General features: G+C 73.1%; 22 protein-coding genes. 17 read left to right on the top strand and 5 right to left on the bottom strand.

All coding sequences use genetic code 11. The annotated features are described in order from the left end of the window. Positions 1-106: 106 nt before the first annotated feature. The 5 genes from KM842_RS05780 to KM842_RS05760 form a co-directional block, all read right to left on the bottom strand. Positions 107-955 (bottom strand): hypothetical protein, encoded by an 849-nt coding sequence (locus KM842_RS05780; protein ID WP_216261518.1) that lies wholly within the window; start codon positions 953-955, stop codon positions 107-109. Between the two features lie 96 nt (positions 956-1,051). Further along, positions 1,052-1,444, bottom strand: coding sequence for a flagellar assembly protein FliW (locus KM842_RS05775; RefSeq protein WP_216261517.1), 393 nt, complete (start codon positions 1,442-1,444; stop codon positions 1,052-1,054). Next, positions 1,441-2,325 (bottom strand): flagellar hook-associated protein FlgL, encoded by an 885-nt coding sequence (gene flgL, locus KM842_RS05770; protein ID WP_216261516.1) that lies wholly within the window; start codon positions 2,323-2,325, stop codon positions 1,441-1,443. The genes KM842_RS05775 and flgL overlap by 4 nt, the downstream gene beginning before the upstream one ends. Positions 2,326-2,327: 2 nt before the next feature. Next, positions 2,328-3,758, bottom strand: coding sequence for a flagellar hook-associated protein FlgK (flgK, locus tag KM842_RS05765; RefSeq protein WP_216261515.1), 1,431 nt, complete (start codon positions 3,756-3,758; stop codon positions 2,328-2,330). 2 nt (positions 3,759-3,760) lie between these two features. Continuing rightward, on the bottom strand, positions 3,761-4,246 hold the full coding sequence (locus KM842_RS05760) for a flagellar protein FlgN (protein ID WP_216261514.1): 486 nt from the start codon (positions 4,244-4,246) through the stop codon (positions 3,761-3,763). 371 nt (positions 4,247-4,617) lie between these two features. Here KM842_RS05760 and KM842_RS05755 point away from each other — a divergent pair, with 371 nt between their 5' ends. The 17 genes from KM842_RS05755 to KM842_RS05675 all read left to right on the top strand — a co-directional run bounded on the left by KM842_RS05755 (position 4,618) and on the right by KM842_RS05675 (position 19,830). Continuing rightward, positions 4,618-5,436 (top strand): sigma-70 family RNA polymerase sigma factor, encoded by an 819-nt coding sequence (locus KM842_RS05755; RefSeq protein WP_216261513.1) that lies wholly within the window; start codon positions 4,618-4,620, stop codon positions 5,434-5,436. Between the two features lie 122 nt (positions 5,437-5,558). Beyond that, the gene (locus KM842_RS05750; protein WP_216261512.1) at positions 5,559-6,794 is read left to right on the top strand and encodes a flagellin N-terminal helical domain-containing protein; all 1,236 of its coding nucleotides are present in this window, start codon (positions 5,559-5,561) and stop codon (positions 6,792-6,794) included. Between the two features lie 122 nt (positions 6,795-6,916). After that, positions 6,917-8,320, top strand: coding sequence for a flagellar filament capping protein FliD (fliD, locus tag KM842_RS05745; RefSeq protein ID WP_216261511.1), 1,404 nt, complete (start codon positions 6,917-6,919; stop codon positions 8,318-8,320). Between the two features lie 17 nt (positions 8,321-8,337). Beyond that, positions 8,338-8,820, top strand: coding sequence for a flagellar export chaperone FliS (fliS, locus tag KM842_RS05740; RefSeq protein WP_253206268.1), 483 nt, complete (start codon positions 8,338-8,340; stop codon positions 8,818-8,820). Continuing rightward, on the top strand, positions 8,810-9,190 hold the full coding sequence (locus KM842_RS05735; RefSeq protein ID WP_216261510.1) for a hypothetical protein: 381 nt from the start codon (positions 8,810-8,812) through the stop codon (positions 9,188-9,190). Before fliS ends, KM842_RS05735 begins: the two co-directional genes overlap by 11 nt. Before the next feature lie 158 nt (positions 9,191-9,348). Then, the gene (locus KM842_RS05730) at positions 9,349-9,693 is read left to right on the top strand and encodes a flagellar basal body rod protein FlgB (protein WP_216261509.1); all 345 of its coding nucleotides are present in this window, start codon (positions 9,349-9,351) and stop codon (positions 9,691-9,693) included. After that, on the top strand, positions 9,690-10,085 hold the full coding sequence (locus KM842_RS05725; RefSeq protein ID WP_253206267.1) for a flagellar basal body rod protein FlgC: 396 nt from the start codon (positions 9,690-9,692) through the stop codon (positions 10,083-10,085). The genes KM842_RS05730 and KM842_RS05725 overlap by 4 nt, the downstream gene beginning before the upstream one ends. Next, positions 10,085-10,417 carry a flagellar hook-basal body complex protein FliE gene (fliE, locus tag KM842_RS05720; RefSeq protein WP_216261508.1) on the top strand — a complete coding sequence of 111 codons (333 nt, stop codon included), beginning with the start codon at positions 10,085-10,087 and terminating at the stop codon, positions 10,415-10,417. The genes KM842_RS05725 and fliE overlap by 1 nt, the downstream gene beginning before the upstream one ends. Further along, a complete protein-coding gene (gene fliF / locus KM842_RS05715) occupies positions 10,417-12,093 on the top strand; it encodes a flagellar basal-body MS-ring/collar protein FliF (RefSeq protein WP_216261507.1) in 1,677 nt (558 codons plus the stop codon). Before fliE ends, fliF begins: the two co-directional genes overlap by 1 nt. Continuing rightward, positions 12,090-13,127: a flagellar motor switch protein FliG gene (gene fliG / locus KM842_RS05710; protein ID WP_216261506.1), complete on the top strand. Its 1,038-nt coding sequence runs from the start codon at positions 12,090-12,092 to the stop codon at positions 13,125-13,127. Before fliF ends, fliG begins: the two co-directional genes overlap by 4 nt. Continuing rightward, positions 13,120-13,749 (top strand): FliH/SctL family protein, encoded by a 630-nt coding sequence (locus tag KM842_RS05705; RefSeq protein ID WP_216261505.1) that lies wholly within the window; start codon positions 13,120-13,122, stop codon positions 13,747-13,749. Before fliG ends, KM842_RS05705 begins: the two co-directional genes overlap by 8 nt. Positions 13,750-13,760: 11 nt before the next feature. Beyond that, the gene (locus tag KM842_RS05700) at positions 13,761-15,095 is read left to right on the top strand and encodes a FliI/YscN family ATPase (RefSeq protein WP_216261504.1); all 1,335 of its coding nucleotides are present in this window, start codon (positions 13,761-13,763) and stop codon (positions 15,093-15,095) included. Beyond that, a complete protein-coding gene (locus KM842_RS05695) occupies positions 15,095-15,520 on the top strand; it encodes a flagellar FliJ family protein (RefSeq protein WP_216261503.1) in 426 nt (141 codons plus the stop codon). The genes KM842_RS05700 and KM842_RS05695 overlap by 1 nt, the downstream gene beginning before the upstream one ends. After that, positions 15,517-16,287 (top strand): C40 family peptidase, encoded by a 771-nt coding sequence (locus tag KM842_RS15940; RefSeq protein ID WP_216261502.1) that lies wholly within the window; start codon positions 15,517-15,519, stop codon positions 16,285-16,287. The genes KM842_RS05695 and KM842_RS15940 overlap by 4 nt, the downstream gene beginning before the upstream one ends. Then, the gene (locus KM842_RS05685) at positions 16,284-18,134 is read left to right on the top strand and encodes a flagellar hook-length control protein FliK (protein WP_216261501.1); all 1,851 of its coding nucleotides are present in this window, start codon (positions 16,284-16,286) and stop codon (positions 18,132-18,134) included. The genes KM842_RS15940 and KM842_RS05685 overlap by 4 nt, the downstream gene beginning before the upstream one ends. Before the next feature lie 27 nt (positions 18,135-18,161). Beyond that, a complete protein-coding gene (locus KM842_RS05680) occupies positions 18,162-18,602 on the top strand; it encodes a flagellar hook assembly protein FlgD (RefSeq protein ID WP_216261500.1) in 441 nt (146 codons plus the stop codon). A gap of 52 nt (positions 18,603-18,654) precedes the next feature. Further along, a complete protein-coding gene (locus KM842_RS05675) occupies positions 18,655-19,830 on the top strand; it encodes a flagellar hook protein FlgE (RefSeq protein ID WP_216261499.1) in 1,176 nt (391 codons plus the stop codon). Positions 19,831-19,889 lie beyond the last annotated feature (59 nt).

Below are 19,889 nucleotides of genomic sequence, written 5' to 3'. Positions count from 1 at the left end.
CGCTGCTGCCGCCGCATCCGCCGGTCACCGGACCGGTCCACGGACGGACGGGAGGCCCGCCACCAGCTGGTGGCGGGCCTCCCGTCCGTCGGCGGCGCAGTCCGCGTCAGTGGCCGCGACCGCGGTCCAGGGCGCGCTGCTGCCGCTTGCTCAGCGGCTTCGCGTCCGTCGCCCCGACACCGTCCCGGGGCGGGAGCACGACGGTGAAGTGCACGGGTGGCGGCCCGAACGCACTGCGGGAGGACTGGACGACCTTCCGGCCGAGCGCGTGGTTGCCGAGACCGCCGACCACCGCGCCGATGCCGAACGGGATCGCACGACCGAGCACCGACGTGCCCTGCCGGGTGAGGAAGCGCTTGATGAACGCGCTCCGGAGCTTGCCGCCGATCCCGCTGACGGCCTGCTTCGGCAGCGACGACGTGACGAGCTCGCCCCAGAACGCCGTGCGTCCCGGACCGCCCTTGGCCTGCCCGGCGAGCTGCTTGACGAGCTGCGTGCCCGGCGCCCCGAGCATCATCGCCATGACCAGGGCGCGGGCGCGCTCCGGGTCCTCGACGGTGATGCCGTGCACCTCGGTGACGGACTGGGCGAAGAGCGCGCTGGCCTCGAGGAAGCCGACGGTCTCGGCGCCGCTCAGACCGAGGCTCGCGATCATGCCGACGCCCGGGATCACGGCGCTGGCACCGACCGCGGCGCCACCGGAGGTCACGGCGGTCAGGTACTGCCGCTCGAGGATCTCGATGACCTGGGCGGGGGAGGCGTCGGGGTGCCGACGACGGACACGGGCTACGTGGGCGACGACGACCGGACGCTGCACCGAGATCGCGCGGTCGAGCCAGCCGTTCCACGCCGGAGCGTCGGGCTGCACGTGCTGCCCGTGTTCGGTCGGGGTGGCCTGGACGGGTGCGGGGGGCATCGGCACGAGCGGGTCGTGGTCCTTGGGGGTGCGGGACATACCGCCGACGCTACGCGTGCGGCGCCCGGCACGGCTGGGACCGGCCGTTCTGCGGAGGGTCGGTCGCGTCCGGCGGTCAGCCCCGCGCGCGGTCGGTCAGCTCCGCGCGAGCTCGGCGCGGAGGGGCAGGTCCTGGTCCTCGAGGATGAACTGCGCCCCGACGCCGGTGCGGGCGTTCACGACGACCGGGGCGAGCAGGTTCACGGTCGTGCCGCCGGCGTCCGGGTTCGCGACGACGAGCAGCATGGCCTCCTCGGCGCGCACCAGCCCGATGCGCTCGGCCTGCTCGTCGGAGAGCTCCGGCGCGTAGTCGGGCAGGTGCACGGCAGCGTCGAGCAGGTACAGCCGCGGGTCCTCGACCCCGGAGTCCGTGGTGCCCGCGCCGAGCAGGGCGAACAGGCCGTCGGCACCGTCCACGGGCTCGAGCGTGAACGACCGCAGCGGCTCGAGGCCGAACGGGGCGACGGTGAAGGCGAGGTCGATGCTCATCGGAGGTAGTCCATCAGGGTCGGCTGCAGGACCTTCGCGGTGACGGCGAGGGCTGCCTGGTAGTTGGTGCTCTGGAGTTGCAGGTCGAGGACGGCCTGGGCGAGCGCCTTGTCCTCGACGCCGGACCGTCGGCCCTCGAGCGTGGTGGACAGCGTCTTCAGCGAGTCCTGCGCCGCGAGTGCCGCCGAGTGCCGGACGCCGACGTCGGCCTGGGCGCTGCGGACGGCTGCCTGGGCGGCGTCGACCTGGTTCAGTCGTGCGTTCACGTTGGTGCCTGCCTGCAGGTCGGAGACGATGCCGTCGAGGAGCGCGAAGACCGAGGTGCCGCCCGTGCCGAACACGGCGCTGCCGTCGGTGTCGACGCGGACCTGGTCGCCGTCGCCGATCGTGCGGGTGACGCTCGGGGCCGAGGAGCCCGCCCAGGTGGTGTCGGGCGCGTACGCGGCGGCTGCCGGGGAGGACCCGGCGAACACCGACCGGGTGCCGTACTTCGTGTTGGCGGTGCTGAGCAGGTCGGCCTTGAGCCCCTGCAGCTCCTTGACGATCGCGTCGCGGGCGGTGTCGTTCATGGTGCCGTCGTTCGCGGCCTGCACGGTGAGGTCACGGACCTTCCCGAGCACCTTCCCGACGTCGGCGAGGGCGCTGTCGGTCGTGGCGAGCCAGCCCGCGGCGTCGTCGGCGTTGCGGGCGTGCTGTGCGGCCTGCGCCTGCTCCTTGCGGACCTGCATGGCGGTCGCGGTGCCCGCCGGGTCGTCCGAGGGCTTCCGGATCGCCTTGAGCGTCGTCGCCTGGTCGGTGAGGTCCGCGAGCTTCGCGGCGCCGGCCTGCAGGCGGGCCTGCGCGGTGGCCATGGTCATCTGGGTGGTCACACGGCTGATCACGGTCAGCTCCTCCCGACGAGGCCGAGGCGGTTGATGATGGTGTCGAGCATCTCGTCGACGGCGGTCAGGACGCGCGCGGCACCCTGGTAGGCGTGCTGGTAGGCGAGCAGCGAGACGTTCTCCTCGTCCATCGACACCCCGGCGCTCGACTGCTGCTGGGAGCGCGCGTTGGTCAGGGCGAGACCGGTGAGCGTCGCCTCCGACGTGGCTGTCCGGGAGGCGCTGCCCACGCCCGTCACGAAGGTCGCCCAGGTCGCGTCCGGGCCCCCGGCACGGCTGCCGACCGCGGCGATCGCCGAGAGGGCGGAGGCGTCGAACTGGCCGGCCGCGTTCCGGGTCGCGAGCCCGCTCGCGTCGGTCGGGACGACGGACAGGCCCTGGGCGGCGGGGACACCGGCGGCGAGGGCGAAGAACGGCGTGCCGGTCGCACCACTCGGCGTCGTGCCGGCGGCGTGCAGGGTGTTCACGGCGGTCGCCAGGTCGGTCGCGACCCGGTCGTGGGCCGCGGCCGCCTCGGCGAGGGCGCCGCCGGTGCGGGAGGCGTTCGCCGGGGCGAGCAGGGACAGTCCGCCGGCGATCGATCCGCCGTCGAGGCCGACCGCACCGGCCGAGCCGTCGGTCCAGCGGAGCATCGGGGCGTCGGTCGTGCTGCCGGCGAGCATGGGGGCCCCGCCGAGGGCGACCGTGCGCGCCGTGGTGCCCTGCACGAGCGGGTTGCCGCCGAGGACCACGTCGACCGTGCCGTCGCCGTTGTCGCGGACGTTCGCACCGGTGAGCGTCGCGATCCGTTCGGTGAGCTGGTCGCGCTGGTCGAGGAGTTCGTTCGCGGTGCCCCCCGAGGCCACCGCGGTGCGGATCTGGCCGTTGAGGTCGGCGACCTGCTTCGCCGCGTCGTTCAGCTGGTCGACCTGGGTGCCGAGGGTCGTGCGGGTCGCGGACCACTGCGCCTCGATCGACCGCGACCCGGCGGACAGCGCCGTCGCGACGGTCTTCGCCGCACCGAGGAGGGCACTCGCGGCGCCCGGGTCGTCGATGTGCGTGGCCGCGTCGGCGGCGGCTGACCAGAAGGCATCGAGCTTCGCGGCGAGGCCGTCGGCGCCGGGCTCGTGCAGCCCGGTCTCGAGCTGGTCGAGACCGGTCGCACGGGTGTCGGCGTACGCGGCGGCCCCGGCGGAGAACCGGACGCGGGTGTCGAGCGTCGCCGAGGCCAGGCGGGCGATGGCGTCGACCGAGACGCCCTGCCCGGCGAGCGCTGCGGTGCCCCGGACGAAGCCGGTCTGTGCGGGGGCGCCGACCTCGGTCTGGACGATGCGCTGCCGGGTGTAGCCGGTCGTGCCGGCGTTCGCGATGTTCTGGCCGGTGACGTCCAGGCCGGCGCGGGCGGCGGCGAGTCCGGAGTAGGCGGTCTGCAGGGACCCGAAGGTGCTCACCACGGTCAGAGGTTCCCGTCGAACAGGCGTGCGCCGTCCGGGTTCGAGCCCGATGAGCCGGTGGCGTCGTAGGTGTCGGCGTCGGTGACGGTCCCGGCGAGGGTCTCCTGCGTGGCGGAGGCGGCGATGCGGAGGAAGCGGTCGTTCTCGTCGCGCAGCGAGCCGATGCGGGTGGTCAGCTCGAGCATCGCGGCGAGGTGGGACGCCAGGATCTCGCCCCACGGACCGGACGGTGCGGCGGCGACGACGTCGCGCAGGGGAGCGTCGGAGGGCACGCCCCACTCCTCGGCGACGGCGGCGCTCTGGGCGCTGCGCTCGAGGCCGGTGGAGCGGAGCCGGTCGAGGACCTGCTCGACCTCGCGGCTGGCGTGCGAGATCCAGCGGGAGCGTCCGGCGGCGAGGAGGAGCTGCTCCTCCTCGAGCTTGAACGTGAGCAGTTCGAGCAGTTCTCGTTCGCGCCACAGGACGGCGGACAGGTCGTTCACGCTCATCAGCTCCCTCCGGGTCCGGGTGACCGCCGACTGCGGTCTCCAGGAGTTATCGGCGGCAGCGGTCCCGGCGTAAGCACGGCTCCGGGTGTCCTCCCATCGGGGGACAATCGCTCCCCTGGTCCTCCGAAGAGCGGACGGGCCGGAGCCGTACCCACCCCCGCACTGGGTACGGACAGAGGGTCGTCCGGCACCCAGGCAGCCGATAGGTTCGAGAACAGCACCGGGGGACAACCCCCGGCTCGCGTCCTCGGGCGCGGGTGCACCGCCGGGACGGACCCCGGCGGTTCTTCGACGTACTCCGGCGGTCCCGACGCCGGTGATCGTCATGCCCACGGACGGGTCAGTCGAACCAGGACGACCAGGGGAACCACATGGACCGGACCGCACGCAACGCGATGATCGTCGAGCACCTGCCGCTCGTCGGCTACATCGTCGCCGAGACCTGCGCACGCGCCACCCACCTCAGCCGCGACGACCTCGCCCAGGTGGGCTCGGTCGCCCTCGTGCAGGCTGCCGACGCGTTCGACCCGACCCTCGGTGTGCCGTTCGGTGCCTACGCCCGCACCCGGATCACCGGTGCGATCGCCGACGACCTGCGCGCCGGCGACTGGGCCAGCCGCGGCACCCGGAAGCGCATCCGCGAGACCCTCGCCACGCAGGAGGCCCTGTCCGCCGGGCTCGGCCGCACCGTGACCCCGCAGGAGATCGCCGACGCGATGGGTGTCGACCGCCAGACCGCGGTCGACGCCCTCACCGACGCCGCGCGCACCGTCACCCCGATCGACGAGACCGTGCACGACATCGTCGCCGCGGACCTGCCACTGCCGGGCGAGGACCTGCTCGAGATCGAGAAGCGCCGCTACCTGCGCGCCGCCGTGCTCGCCCTGCCGGACCGGATGCGCCTGATCGTCGAGGCCGTGTACTTCGGCGACCGCACCGTCACGGACGTCGCCGCCGAGCTCGGCATCACGCACTCCGCCGTCTCGCAGCAGCGCTCCGAGGCGATGCGCCTGCTCCGCGACGGGCTCGCCGCGCACTACGGCGACGGCGGTGTCACCCCGGAGCCCGCGTCCCGCACCACCGCGGCCCGCCGCAGTGCGTACCTCGCCCGCGTCGCGACGAACGCCACCGCCGGGGTCGCCCGCGCGGTGTTCGACGCGTCCGCTCCGACCGCCGTGGCGGCCGGCTAGACCTCGGCGCGGATGAATTCCGCGCCGACACCTAACGACCTCGGCGGACCTGCCGAGAGTCACGGATGTCAGCCCATGGACGGGCAGACACCACCACCCAAGGATTCACGGAGGAAACCACCATGGGTATGTCCATCAACACCAACCTCTCGGCACTCAACACGTACCGGAACCTCAACGCGACGCAGAACGACCTGTCGAAGTCCCTCGAGAAGCTCTCGAGCGGCCTCCGCATCAACCGTGCTGCCGACGACGCTGCCGGTCTGTCGATCTCCGAGGGACTGAAGTCCCAGGTCGGTGGCCTCACGGTCGCCGCCCGCAACGCGCAGGACGGCATCTCCGTCGTGCAGACCGCTGAAGGTGGCCTCACCGAGACCCACTCGATCCTCCAGCGCATGCGCGACCTCGCTGTCCAGGCGGGCAACGACTCGAACAACGCCACGTCGCGCCAGGCGATCACGACCGAGGTCGGGCAGCTCCAGAAGGAGCTCGGCCGCATCGCCACGTCGACCAACTTCAACGGCACCTCGCTGCTCAACAGCAACGACACCCTGAAGTTCCAGGTCGGCGCGAACGCCGGTCAGGACAGCCAGATCGCGGTCGACCTGTCTGGTGCGAACGTCTCGAAGATCGCGACCGCGCTCACGACGGCCTCGAACACCGGCGGAGCGCAGTTCACGGTCTCCGACGTCGCCGACCTGTCGAACCAGTCGCTGACGTTCAAGTCCTCGAAGGGTGACGCGGGCGAGACGGTCGACACGGCCGTCACCACCGCGCAGCTCCACGGTTCGGCGAAGACGGCACCGGCCACCGGTTACAACGACTTCGCGACCATCGATGAGTTCGTGTCGGCGCTCAACAGCGACACGAACTTCTCGGGCAGCTACACGGCGTCGACTGTACGCGATGCGAACGGAGCCGCCACCGGCTTCGTTGTGAACGCGAACAACGGCGGCACGGTGGACTTCGCCACGAGCCCGCTCGCTTCGGACAACGCCGCGACCACGCCGACTTCGGTGCTCGCCGGGACGTCGGCATCGGGCGGTGCCAGCATCGGCATCAAGTTCGACACGGCCGACCACGCCCAGCAGGCGATCAAGACGATCGACGAGCAGATCGCCAAGGTCTCCTCGGCCCGCTCCAACCTCGGTGCGATCCAGAACCGCTTCGACCACGCCATCAACGTGACGAACGTGGCCAAGGAGAACCTCACCGCGGCGAAGTCCCGCATCACCGACGTCGACATGGCGGAGGAGATGGTCAAGTACACGCGCGACAACATCCTCAGCCAGGCCGGCACGTCGATGCTCGCGCAGGCGAACCAGAGCACGCAGGGTGTCCTGTCGCTGCTCCGCTAGTCGCATCGGTCGCCACCGCCGAGGAGCCGTTCGGGTGCTCCTCGGTGGTGGCGCCCACCCCTCCGGACTGACCGCGGTCGGTCCGCCCTCATCTCGATCCGTCGACCGCCGGGGAGCCCGCGATGTCCGCCACGTCCGCCACGAGCACCTCGCTCGCGATCGACGGTCTGGTCTCCGGGCTCAAGACCTCGGACCTCATCAACTCGCTGATGAGCATCGAGCAGGTCCCGCAGACCCTGCTCAAGTCGAAGGTCACCACCACCAACTCGTTCATCTCGTCGCTGCAGACGATCAACGGGCTGGTGCAGTCCCTCGCGACGAAGGCCTCGGCTGCCGCGAAGACGAACTCGCTCGACGTGTACTCCGCGTCGTCGAGCGCCACGAACGCCACGGTCTCGACGAGCGCCTCGGCCACGCCGGGTTCCGTCTCGTTCACCGTCGGGCAGACCGCCGCCGCACAGGTGGGCGTCACCGCCGCGATGTCGTCCTGGGGGGACACCGCGTCGCCGCTGACGTTCACCAAGCCCGACGGCACGAGCACGACGGTGACGCCGAAGTCGGGGTCGCTCGACGACACGGTCACGGCGATCAACGGCTCCGCCGCCGGTGTCACGGCGACGAAGGTCGCCGCCGGCACCGACGCGTCCGGCACGAAGCTGTACCGGTTGCAGCTGACGAGCACCGCGACGGGAGCCGCGAACGGCTTCACCCTGCACCGGGGGACCGCCGCGGACGTCGCCGCGGGCACCGCCACCGACGTGCTCGCCGAGCCCGGTGCCGCCGTGGTGACCAGGGCAGCGGACGCCTCGGTCACGCTCTGGGCGGGCACCGCCGCCGCACAGACCGTCACGAGCGCGACGAACGCCTTCAGCGACCTGCTGCCGGGGGTGAACGTCACCGTCTCGAAGGCGTCGACGGACCCGGTCACGATCACGGTGGCGAGGGACACCTCGAAGGCGCAGGCCGTCGCCTCCGGGCTGGTCGACGCCCTCAACGCCGTCACGTCCTACTACGCGTCGAACACCGGCGTCACGAGCACGACGAGCCCGACGAGCGGTACGACGAGCACCACGGCCGGGGTCCTGCTCGGCGACGGCACCACCCGTGACGCCGTCCAGCGCCTGACGAGCGCGATGTCGACCCCGGTGAACGGGAAGTCGCCGTCGTCGATCGGCATCGTCATCTCGAAGGACGGGGACTTCGACTTCGACGCGGCAGCGTTCCAGAAGGCCCTCGCCGCCGACCCCGCGGGGACGCAGGCGATCCTGTCCGGCGTCGCCACGACCGTGTCCGCCGCGGCGACCGCTGCGAGCGACAAGTACACCGGCTCCATCACCACCGCGATCACGGGCAAGCAGTCCGTGGTCAAGGACCTCAACACGCAGATCGACTCGTGGACCGACCGACTGACGATGCGCCGCGCGACGCTGCAGACGCAGTACGCCGCGCTCGAGACCAGCCTCAGCAAGCTGCAGTCGCAGTCGAGCTGGCTGGCCGGGCAGCTCTCGTCGATGTCCGGCAACTGAGCCGCAGGAGAACCGACATGAACGCCTACGACCTCAGCGGTGCCGCCGCCTTCCGCCAGGCTGCGCAGCCCCGGTCGATGACCGAGCAGCGTCGCGCCCAGTACACGAACGAGGCCGTCCTGTCGGCCACGCCCGCGCAGCTCGTCACGATGCTCTACGACCGGCTGCTGCTCGACCTGCACCGCGCCGAGACCGCCCAGGTCGCCGCCGACTGGGACGCCGCCCGCGACCAGCTCCTGCACGCGCAGGCCATCGTCGGCGAGCTGTCCTCGACGCTGAAGATCGACGTGTGGGACGGCGGCGAGGGCCTGCTCGCCGTCTACAACTACGCGTCCACGTCGCTCATCACCGCGAACGTGCACCGGGACGTGCAGGCCACGCGCGACTGCATCCGCATCCTCGACCCGCTGCGCCAGGCCTGGCACGACGCCGCTGCCTCGCTCCCGGCGACCCCGGCCGCGCCCCAGCACACCGTCGGCGGAGCCCTCGGTGTCGCCTGACGCCGAGGCGACCTCGGAGCGCACCGACACGCTCGACGCCGCAGCCAGCGCCGGCGCCGACACCACCTCCGATACGGAGGCCCGGGCACGCTGGGAGGCCGTGCTCGCCACCCTCGAGGCGACCCTCGACCAGGACGCCACACCCACCCCCACCGCCGAGGACGCGGCCCCCTGGACCGGACCGGCCGGGCTGGGACCGATCCCGCGCGACCTGGTGGGCCGCGCCTCCCGGCTGCTCGCCGCGCAGCGCGACCGCATCGCGGTCGTCGAGGAGGCCCGCCGCAGCACCCTCGACCACCTCGGCGCGCTCCGCGCGGTCGACGCCACGCGCGTCCCGTCCGGCTCCGTGTACCTCGACGCCAGCGCCTGACGCACCTCTCGGCCCCCCGTTCGGGGCGACGGCTTACACCCCGCTGCGGCACCGCCGATAGGCCCAGCTGAGCACGGATCGCTCGACACCCGGCCACGGATCGGCCACCACCGCTTCGGCGACGTCACCCCGACGACGCCTGACGAGGGGACCCCTCCGTGTTCGATTCCGTGACGTCGGCTGCGTTGCAGAGCGCGCTCGACGGCCTGTCGATGCGCCAGCGCGTCATCGCGGATAACATCGCCAACATCAACACCACGAACTTCCGGGCCGGCAAGGTTCAGTTCGAGGACGCGCTCGCGAAGAGCATCGTCGACGGGAACGGCCGCACCACGCCGACCGTCGCCCGCAGCCTCGAGCCGACGAACACGAACGGCAACAACGTCAACCTCGACGAGGAGACGCTGTCCAACGTCGACACGGTGCTCCGCTACCAGTTCGCGACGCAGGCGATGAACTCCGAGCTCACCAGCGTCCGTGCGGCGATGCGGACCAACTCGTGACGACCTTCGACGCGATCGGCATCGCGAGCACCGGCATGACCGTGCACCGGAAGTGGCTCGACGCGATCTCCGACAACATCGCCAACGTCAACACCGTCCGCTCGATGGACGACTCCGCCTTCCAGGCCCGCTACGTCGAGGTCCAGGAGGGCAACGGCGTCTCCGGCGCCTACGTGAAGGGCGCCGCGTTCGGCAGCGCCGCCGGCCGCGTGACGTACGACCCGGACAACCCGCTCGCGAACGACGAGGGCTACGTCCGCATGCCGGACATCGACCTCGGCACGCAGATGGCGGACCTCATCATGGCCCAGCGCGGCTACCAGGCGAACGCCGCCGTGGTCGACCGCGCCAAGACCGCCTACGAGGCGGCACTGCAGATCGGGAAGAACTGATGCCCATCGACGGCGTGAACGGTGTCACCACCAACGCGATGACCAACGCCCTGACCAGCGTCTCCGGCACGAGCAGCGACCGCGGGGCCTCCGCGGTGTCCGGCTCGGGCGGTGACGGGTTCGCCGCGAGCCTCGGCAACGCGGTCGACGGCCTCCAGCAGCTGCAGAGCGACTCGAAGACGCTCGCGCTCAAGGCGGTCACCGGCAACCTCGACGACATCCACGACGCCACCATCGCGTCCACCCGTGCGCAGGTCACCCTCGAGCTCGTCGCCGCCGTCCGCAACAAGGGCGTCGACGCGTTCAACGAGATCATGCGGATGCAGGCCTGATGCCCGCCGGGATGCAGAGCGTGCTCGGCCGTCTGGGCGGGTACGTCAAGGGCTTCACCGCGGCGCAGCGGACCATCGCGATCATCGGTGTCGCCGCGCTCGTCCTCGGCGGGATCGCCCTCGCCTCGTGGCTGGGCAAGCCGTCCTACGCGCCGCTGTTCACCGGCCTGGCCGCGGCGGACGCCAGCTCGATCACCGACCAGCTCACCACCGACGGCGTCCCGTACCAGCTGACCGACGGCGGTGCGACGATCCTCGTCCCGCAGGCGAAGGTGTACGGCGAACGGCTCAAGGCCGCGTCGAACGGTCTGCCGTCCTCGAACGAAGGCGGCTACTCGCTGCTCGACACGATGGGCGTGACGAGCTCGGAGTTCCAGCAGGACGTGACGTACAAGCGGGCGATCGAGGGCGAGCTCGCCAAGACGATCTCGGCGATGGACGGCGTGCAGACCGCGAGCGTGCAGCTGGCGATCCCGAAGAAGTCCGTGTTCGTGTCCGAGGAGAAGGACCCGACCGCGTCGGTGTTCATCGCCACGAAGAACGGCGCCCAGCTCGGCACCGACCAGGTCCAGGCGATCGTGCACCTCACCAGCGCCGCGGTCGAGGGCATGCAGCCGACCGACGTCTCCGTCGTCGACCAGAAGGGGCAGACGCTCTCCGCCGTCGGCACCGGCGCGACCGGCTCGGGCACCGACCAGGCCGCCGACTACGACGCCGCGACGAGCAAGAAGATCCAGGACCTGCTCGACACGACCCTCGGCGCCGGCAACGCGAGCGTCGTCGTCGCGGCCACGATGAGCGACAACTCGGGCACCCGCACGACCGAGTCGTACACGACGCCGACGACCGGGCCGGTGGCGCTCAACGAGTCCTCGACGAAGGAGCAGTACGGCGCCGGCGGCAAGGGCGCGGGCACGAACGCGACCGGTGTCCTCGGGCCGGACAACATCGCCGTCCCGAACGGCACCGCGGCGAACGGGGCGAACGGCACCGACGGCGGCTACGAGAACGAGTCCGCGACGAAGAACAACGCCGTCGACAAGACCACCGAGACCACCCAGATCCCGGCCGGCGCGATGGACCGCCAGACCATCTCGGTCGCGCTGAACTCAAAGGCCACGTCGGTGCAGAGCGCGAACCTGCAGAGCATCAACGACCTCGTCGCGAACGCCGCCGGTGTCGACACCGCCCGCGGCGACCAGGTGAAGGTCGCGATGATGGACTTCGACACGAGCGCCGCCGACGACGCGGCGAAGGCCCTCGAGGCGCAGCAGCAGGCGGACCAGCAGGAGGCGCTCTGGTCGGCCGTCCGCACGGCGGGCATCGTCGTCGGGATCGTCCTGGCCCTCGTCGCCCTGATGGTGTTCCTCGCCCGCCGCAGCCGTCGACAGCAGCGCGAGCAGGTCGACATCGGCGAGCTCGACGCGTTCGGCGACGCCTTCCAGCTGCCGCTCGCCGTCGAACCGGCCGACCACCGCTCCGGTATCGAGCCCGGGGACGCCCCGACGGTGGCGCTGCAGGCCCTGCCGGTAGAGGACTCCCCGACGGAGGTCCTCACCACCGACGAGATCACGGCCGAGCGTCGTCGGCAGGACATCGCCGCCCTCGCCGAGCGCGACCCGAAGCGCACGGCCGAGCTCCTCCGCGGGCTGCTCGACGACCGGGCGTCGGTGTGAGCGCCCTCGTCCCCGCGCCCGGCACCGACCGTCCCCTGACCGGCGCGCAGAAGGTCGCGCTCATCCTCATGCAGATGGAGACCGAGCGCGCCGCCGAGGTGATGAAGCAGTTCTCCGAGCTCGAGGCCGAGGAGATCTCCGCCGAGATCGTCCGGATGCGCCGCGTCGACGACGAGACCGTCGACCGCACGCTCGGCGAGTTCCACCGGCTCACCCGCACCGGCCGCACCTCGCGGCGGGGTGGCAAGGAGACCGCGCTCGGCCTGCTCGAGGCGTCCTTCGGCGCCGAACGGGCCGCGGGCGTCATGGACCGTCTGGCGTCGAACCTGGCCGGCCAGTCCTTCGAGTTCCTCGACGACGCCGAGCCCGGGCAGGTGATCGCCCTGCTCGAGGGCGAGCTGCCCCAGACCATCGCGCTCGTGCTCGCGCACCTCAAGCCCGCCCAGGCCAGTGCCGTGCTCGCCGGCGTCGACGAGCGCGTCCGCACCGACGTCGCGCAGGCGTTCGCCACGATGGGCACCGCGACCCCCGAGGCCGTCGGCATCGTCGCCGGCGTGCTGCGCTCGCGCGCCGGCGCCGTCGTCTCGCCCCGCGAGAGCGTCGAGGTCGTCGGCGGCATCGCGCCGCTGGTCGAGATCATCAACCGCTCGGACGTCGCGACCGAGAAGGCCGTGCTCGACGGCCTGGAGGCGCGTGACCCGGAACTCGCCGAGGACATCCGTTCGCGGATGCTCACCTTCGAGGACATCGTGAAGCTGGAGTCGCGCGACATCCAGCAGGTGCTCCGCGGCATCGACTCGAAGATCCTCGCCACCGCCATGAAGGGCGCCTCGGTCGCGGTCGTCGAGACGATCCGCGCGAACGTGTCCGAGCGCAACCGCGAACTCCTGGACGACGAGCTCCAGTCGATGGGGCCGGTCCGGGTGTCGCAGGTCGAGGAGGCCCGCGCCGAGGTCGTCCGCTCGGTCCGCGAACTCGAGGCCCAGGGCGTCATCACCGTCCACCGCGCCGAGGAGGACGAGCTCGTTGACTGACCGCTTCGCCCCGGTCGCGTTCCCGGTCATCACGGACGCCGCCCTCACCCGTCGTGCCGCCAGCGCCGACGTCCGCGGGCACGCCGCCGGGTACGCCGCCGGACTCCGGGCCGCGCAGGTGGAGACCGACGCGCTCCGGGTCCGGATGGACGCCGAGCACGCGGCCCGGCTCGCCGCGCTCGACGCCGTCGTCGCCGACCGCGTCGCCGTCCTCGACCGCGCCGCCGCGGCGCTGCAGGCCCGCGTCGCGCCGGTGCTCGCCGCCGCTGAGGAGTCGCTCGCCAGCGCGGCCGTCGACCTGGCGGAGGCCGTCGTCGGTGCCGCGGTGCGGGCCTCCCGTCCGACCGGCGACGACGTGGACGCGACCGGTCGTCGTGCCGCGTCCGCCGAGGAGACCCTGCGTCGTGCGCTGGAGGTGGCCGCGGCTCCCGTCGTGACTGCGGTCCGCCTCAGCCCCGCCGACGCGGCCGCGCTCGACGGACTGTCGCTGCCTGTCCCGGTCGTCGCCGACCCGTCGCTCCGCGACGGGGATGCCGTCGTCGACCTGCCCGACGGCCTGCTCGACGCCCGCGTCGATGCGGCCCTCGACCGTGCGCGGACCGCCCTGGGCGGCGTCCGGTGAGCGGGTCCGGCGTGCTCGAACTGCTCCGCCCGCGCGGCCTCGACGAGGCGCTGCGTGCCGCCCGGCCGCAGCGGGTCGGCACCGTGACGAGTGCCGTCGGCCTGGGCCTGACCGTCGCCGGGCTGGACGCCAGCGTCGGCGAGGTCCTGACCGTCGGTGCCGAGGGCGCCGGGCAGACCGCCGTCGAGGTCGTCGCGACCGACGCCTCCGGGGTCCGCTGCATGCCGCTCGGACGGCTCACCGGCGTCACCGCGGGCACCCCCGTCCGGTCCACCGGCGGGCCGGTGCTCGTCCCGACGGGCACCGGGCTGTTCGGCCGCGTGCTCGACGGGCTCGGTCGCCCGATCGACGACCGGGGTCCGCTCGCCGCCGACGACTGGGTGCCGCTCGACCACGACACCCCGAACGCGATGGCGCGGACTCGCATCGACACCCCGCTGCAGCTCGGCGTGCGCGTGCTCGACACCCTGACGACCGTCGGCCGTGGCCAGCGCATGGGGCTCTTCGCGGGCTCCGGCGTCGGCAAGTCCTCGCTGCTGTCGATGATCGCGCGGGGGAGCGACGCGGCCGTGACCGTGATCGCCCTCGTCGGGGAGCGCGGCCGCGAGGTGCGCGAGTTCCTCGAGGACGACCTGGGACCGGAGGGCCTGGCCCGGTCGATCGTCGTCGTGTCGACGTCGGACGAACCGGCGCTGATGCGGATGCGCGCGGCGTTCGTCGCGACCCGCATCGCCGAGTCCTTCCGCGACGCCGGCCAGGACGTCGTGCTCATGATGGACTCGCTCACCCGCGTGGCCATGGCGCAGCGCGAGATCGGCCTGTCCGTCGGCGAACCCCCGGCCACCCGGGGCTACCCGCCGTCGACGTTCTCGGTGCTCGCCGGGCTGCTCGAGCGCGCCGGCACCGACCGGGTCGGCAGCGTCACCGGGCTCTACACCGTGCTCGTCGACGGCGACGACCACAACGAGCCGATCGCGGACGCCGCCCGGAGCATCCTGGACGGGCACGTCGTGCTCGACCGGAAGCTCGCGGTCACCGGACACTTCCCGTCCGTCGACGCCCTCGGCTCGATCTCGCGCGTCGCCTCGAAGGTCACCACGACCGAGCAGCGGTCCGTCGCGACCGCGCTCCGGAAGGTGATGGCGGCCCGCCGCAGCGCGCAGGACCTGCTCGACGTCGGCGCCTACCAGCGCGGCACGAACCCGCTCGTCGACGCCGCCGTGGACCACCAGGACGCGATCGACGCCTTCCTGCGCCAGGGCATGGACGACCAGGTCACCGCCGCGGGCTCGTGGGAGCGGCTGGCGGGTCTCGTCCGCACCCTCGGTCTGCCGGGAGGTGCGTGATGCAGCGCCGCTTCCCGCTCGCCGGACTCCTGCGCCTCCGGCACGCCGAACAGGACCGGGCCGCAGCGACCCTCGCGGACGCGAACGGCCGCGTGCGCGACGCCGCCGACGCCCGGATGGCCGCCCGCCGCACGCTCGCGGACGAGGCGCAGACGATCTCCGACGCGGCCACGCTCAGTGCGGTCGCCTCGGCCCGGGCCGCGACGCGCGGGATGCTCGAGGAGCTCGACGCCGTCGTCCGCTCCCGGCGCGCCGACGCCGACCGGGCGCAGGACACCTACAACGCCGCACGCCGGTCGGCACTCGGGCTCGAGAAGCTCGAGGGGCAGCACACCACCCGTGTCGCCGCCGAGGACCTGCGCGCCGAACAGAACGCACTCGACGAGATCGCCACTCGTCGCCGCACCGAGGGGGGACACCGATGAGCATCGACGCCGTGCTCTCGCGGATCAGCGAGATCCGCAGCCAGATCGAGACGCTGCAGGGCGGCACCTCGCGTCCGGCCGGTGGATCGGCCTCCGCTGCGGCCGCGTCGTCCTCGGCCTTCGCGGACGCCCTCGCGACGGCGAACGGCACCGCGGGCGGTGCCACGTCCGGCGGCGCCGCCCCGAGCGCCGCGGCGTCCGGCAGCCCCGCCGTGGCCGCCACCGCAGCCCCGGCAACCTCCGTCGACGCCGGCCGCGGCACCGTCGCGACCGGCAGCGGTGCCACCGGGGACGACGTCGTCGCGGCCGCGAAGCAGTACCTCGGCGTGCCGTACGTGTTCGGCGGCGAGACCCGCGCCGGCATGGACTGCTCCGGCCTGGTGCAGACCGTCTTCAAGGACCTCGGCGTCAGCATGCCGCGCGTCGTGCCCGACCAGGCCGACATGGGCGTCGCCGTGCCGTCCCTGGCGCAGGCGCAGCCCGGCGACCTCATCATCCCGAAGGGCGAGGGCCACGTCGTCATCTACGTCGGCGACGGCAAGGTGCTGCACGCACCCCGCCCCGGCAAGGACGTCCGGATCGTCGACAACTGGTACTCGGACGCCGACATCGCCACCATCCGCCGCATCGTGCCCTCCGCTCAGGAGGCTGCAGCCGCCTCCGCGACGTCGGCCACCCGGTCCGTCGGTGCAGCCGGCAGCACGGCCGCGACGGACCTGCAGACCGCCGCGCTCAAGTCGCTGCTCGCCGCCGGGAGCGCCGCGTGACCGCCGTGACGGCGTCGCCGTCCCGGACCGCCGGGACCGAGGCGGCGCGGAACGCACCGTCGGGCACCGGGTCGTTGGCCGACCTGGCCGCGCGTCGGTCGGGTGCGGCGTTCGACGTCACCCTGTCTGCGGTCGGAGCCCGTGCCGAGCGCGATCGGGGACCGGCGGCGGAGGACCGGGCCGGCCTCGGGGCCGCTCGTGCCCTCGAGACCCGTCGCGAGGCCGCGCGCCACGCCGATGCCCGACGTGACGCCGACCGTGCCGCGACGGCGGGTCGACAGCACGCCGGGTCGACGGGCGAGCGCACGGAGGACCGCGCGTCCGGTGCGCCGTCGACCGCGGCACTGCTCGCCGGCATGCCGACCGAGCGGAGCAGCCGCGCCGCCGGGCACGTCCGGTCCGCCCGCGCTGGCGACGGGACGGGGAGCGCCGACGCCGTCCGGTCCGGCGACGCCGCCCGCCCTGCCGACACCGCCCGGTCGAGCGACGCCGCTCGGTCGAGCGACGCCGCCCGGTCGGCGGACCCCTCCGGACGCCCAGGCGACGTCGCGGGCGCGGTCCGTCCGACGTCGCCGGACGCCGCCGCGGGGTCGCCCGCCGCCGCGGGGTCGCCGGACGCCGCCGATCAGCCGACGCCGACCGCCCCCGCGGACACCGCGGGCTCGGGTGCGCTCTCCGCCGCCGCCGCCGTCGCGCCGGCAACCGCGCCGACGGTCGCGTCGACGCCGGTCGGCGCCGCCACGGTCCCGACCGGTGCGACCACCGGGGGAGTCCTCGGCGCGCCGGAGACCGCACCGACCCTCGCGGGCACCACCGCGGTCCCCGACCCGTCCGTGACGACCGGCGACGCCGGGACGACGACCGCCGGCACGACGGACGTCGGCACCACGTCCCTCGGGTCGGACACCGACGGCAGCGCCGCAGCGACCCCGACGACTTCGACCGACGCCGTCGGCGCGACCGCTCCGGCGAACACGCTGCCGGCGTCCGGCGTTCCGGTCCCGGGCACCGTCGCGACGGACGCCGCCGCGACCGCGGAGACGCCCGCCGCCGCGACCGCCGCCGCAGCGACCACGGCCGCCACCTCGACGAACCCCGTCGCCTCGGCCGGCTCCACGGCCCCGGGCACCCCCACCGTCCCGGTCTCCGCGTCGGCGGACACGACCGCGGCCGCCCAGGCGACGGCCGCGGCACCCCGCGGCTCCGCAGAGAGCCCCGCGGTCCGCACGACGTCCGCCGGTGCCCCGGGCACGGCGCCCGCCCCGACCGGCCCCGCGTCGGCGGCGACCGTCGTCGACCAGGGCGGGACGAGCCTCCAGACCGGACCCGGCGGGACGCCCGTCGTCCTGACGGTCCCCGCGACCACCGGCCCGGCCCAGGCCCCGACGGCGACCGCCACCACGCCCGGTGCGACCGCACCCGCTGCGGCCCCGCAGCCGCTGACCCAGCAACTCGCGCGGCCCCTGTTCACGCTCGCGCACGCCGGACCCGGCGAGCACGTCGTGACGGTGCAGCTCGCCCCCGAGGCCCTCGGCCCCGTCACCGTCCGTGCGCACGTCACCGGCCACGGTATGCACGTCGAGCTGTTCGCCGCCTCGGACGCCGGACGGGACGCCGTGCGCCAGATCCTGCCGGACCTTCGACGCGACTCGGGCGCCACCCTCGACCTGTCCAACCAGAACCAGCCGGACACGGACCATCGTGACAGCCGGTCCGACACGTCCCGCCGCGGCGACCGTGCCGACGGCACCACGACCGCCGGCCGGGAGGCGCGCCCCGCCTCCGCCGCCTCCCTCCCGTCCGCCCCGACCACCGTCCGCACCGCGGGACTCGACGTCCTCGCCTGACCGGCCACCACGACAAGGAACGCAACCATGCCACTCGACGGGATCTCCGGCTCCCTGGACGCTGCCGCACAGGCCGCCGCCCTCGCCGCCAACCCGACGTCCTCGCGGTCCCAGACGATGGACTCCGAGGTCTTCATGAAGCTCCTCGTGACGCAGCTCCGCAACCAGGACCCGTCGTCGCCGATGGACACGAACCAGATGATCGGCCAGCAGACGCAGCTCGCGATGATGGAGCAGATCACCAACCAGACCACGACGGCCAACGAGGGGTTCTCCCTGCAGATGCGGATGGCCGCCGCGAACCTCGTCGGGAAGCAGGTCAGCTACACCGACGCCGCCTCGGGCAAGGCGGTCACCGGAGCCGCGACCGCGGTGTCCTACGCCGAGAGCGTGCCGACCGTGACCGTCAACGGGAAGGAGGTCGATCTCGACGTGATCTCCGGTATCTCCACGACCTCCGGTTCCTGACCTCCTCCCACCCACTGCTTCCTCCTCCACCTCGTCCACGAAGGGACGCACCATGCTCCGCTCGCTCTACTCCGGGATCTCCGGCCTCCGCTCCCACCAGGAGATGCTCGACGTCACGGGCAACAACATCGCCAACGTGAACACCGCTGGCTTCAAGTCGTCGACCACGGTGTTCCAGGACACGCTGTCGCAGATGACGCAGGGCGCCGGCGGCCCGCAGACCGGCATCGGCGGCACGAACCCGGCACAGATCGGCCTCGGCGTGCAGGTCGCCGGCGTCTCGACGAACTTCGCCCAGGGCTCGGCGCAGGCCACGGGCAAGGCCACCGACCTGATGATCTCCGGCGACGGCTTCTTCGTCACCCGCCTGGGCAACGACACGGTCTACAGCCGCGCGGGCGCGTTCGACTTCGACGCCGACGGGCGCCTGGTCAGCGCCGACGGCAAAATCGTCCAGGGCTACTCGGCCACGAACGGCGTCGTCAACGACGGCGGCCGGATGACCGACATCACCCTGCCGCTGCAGGCCGCCGCACCGGCCACCGCGACGAGCACCGCGGGCGTCACCGGCAACCTGCCGTCGGACACCGCCGTCGGTGAGACCCTGAATCGCGACGCCACCGTCTTCGACCAGTACGGCACGAAGCACACGCTGTCGCTCGCGTACACGAAGACCGCCGCCGGCTGGTCCGTGGCCGCCTCGAACGGGCAGGGCCAGTCCGCCACCGGCACGATCGCCTTCGGTACCGACGGCAAGATCACCCGCGGCGCCACGCTGCAGGTCGGCGGCATCGCGGTCGACATGACGCAGCTGACCGGCTTCGCGGCGCTGAACACCGCCGCGATCTCGTCGCAGAACGGGCACGAGGCCGGGTCGCTGAAGAGCTACTCGATCTCGAAGGACGGCACCGTCATGGGCACGTTCTCGAACGGCTCCTCGCTGGCCGTCGGACGCATCGCCCTCGCGACCTTCGCCAACCCGGCCGGTCTCGAGAAGACCGGGGCGTCCGGCTACCGCGCGACCGCGAACTCCGGTGCGGCGATGGTAGGCGTCCCGGGGTCCGCGGGTGTCGGGTCGCTCGCGGCCGGCGCGCTCGAGATGTCGAACGTCGACCTGTCGCAGGAGTTCACGAACCTGATCGTCGCGCAGCGTGGCTTCCAGGCGAACGCCCGCATCATCACCACGTCGGACGAGGTGCTGCAGGAGCTCACGAACCTCAAGCGCTGATCCCGGCGCACCGCACGAACGACGGACCCCCGGCTCTCCGTGAGGAGAGCCGGGGGTCC

The organism is Curtobacterium sp. L6-1, assembly GCF_018885305.1.
Lineage (GTDB): Bacteria > Actinomycetota > Actinomycetes > Actinomycetales > Microbacteriaceae > Curtobacterium > Curtobacterium aetherium.
Note: the sequence above shows the minus strand (reverse complement) of the source record. Positions and strands in the feature narration are given on the sequence as shown.